The 1,192-nt window shown below is 58.1% G+C and carries 1 protein-coding gene; it reads right to left on the minus strand.

The window, feature by feature from the left end:
• On the minus strand, positions 1-1,124 hold a 1,124-nt coding region (locus ABUK73_RS23325), incomplete at its 3' end, for an IS4 family transposase (RefSeq protein WP_353579312.1).
• Positions 1,125-1,192 lie beyond the last annotated feature (68 nt).

Consider the following 1,192-nt stretch of genomic DNA (forward strand, 5'->3'; position numbering starts at 1 on the left):
TTGGTGCTGGGTGGTGGTTTGAGAAGGCTGTCTGTTCGTTTGCGATGCATGAGGTTGGCGCGCACGAGGCGGGCGAAGACCCATGGGCTTTGGATGGTCTTCTGGTCTGCCTGCGCCATACGCAGAAGCAGGAACGCGATGAGGGCCACAGTGATCTGGATGCGCACGGCGTTTTCTGAGACACCCAGGAAGTGCTTGATCTTCAACGTTTGCTTGATCCATTTGAAGAACAGCTCGATGGCCCAGCGACGCTTGTAGAGATCGGCGATCTCATGTGCGCTGGCATCAAGATCGTTCGACAGGATGCGTAGCACCTTGCCGGTATCGCTTCGCACCGTGATCTCGCGAACTGGATCGCTGAACGGGTTCTTGCGGTTCCTGGCCTGACGAGCAGGCAGGAGACCGATGCGATCCGACAGGATGCGACCACCGTTTGCAACCGCATCCTCCAGCGGCTGCTCATGCAACACAGTCAGGGGTGTATGGGATTTGAAGCGGGTGACGATGCGGCACCCGGCTTGATCCATCCTAGCCCACCATGAGAAATCGTAATAGCCCAGATCAAAGACGTAGGTCGCGCCTTGTTCGATCGGCATGGCCTTGGCGGCGGTGATGTCATTGACATTGGCGGGTGTGACGGCGGCATAGATCGGTCGCTCTGCGCCCGCATCATAGACGATGTGGACCTTGGCCCCGCAAGCCTGATGGGAAAACCGCGCCCATTGCGACCCTTTCCCGGAAAGGCGAAGGCTCGTGGCATCGATCAGATAGGTCGCTTCGCCGACGGCCCGTCGCAACCCACGCCCGGCTCCTGCGACCAACTCGGCAAACAGACCGGTAAAGACCGCACTTGAGCGTTTGGCATTGGCATCAGCCAGTGTCGAGCGCGAGGCTGGGCGTGCGCCGAGATGATAAAGGCGTGTCGAATGGCTCTCCAGACCGCCTTCGATCTCGCGCAAGCTGACAGCGCCGGCCAGTTGCCCATAGAGCAAGGCGATCAACTGGCTCTTGGTGGATAATCGCCGAATATGCTTATCGGTCCCATGCTCATCCACAAGCCGCTCGAAGATCGACCAGGGAATGCGCTTCAAAAGATCATGAAAAACGCTATTGTGATGCCGCACGGTGTTGCCCCTCTTTCGTGTCCAAATCGTCGCCAAACGCTTGAATACGAGTAGAATCAACACCGTGC

Source organism: Agrobacterium vacciniicorymbosi (genome assembly GCF_040427045.1).
GTDB lineage: Bacteria > Pseudomonadota > Alphaproteobacteria > Rhizobiales > Rhizobiaceae > Agrobacterium.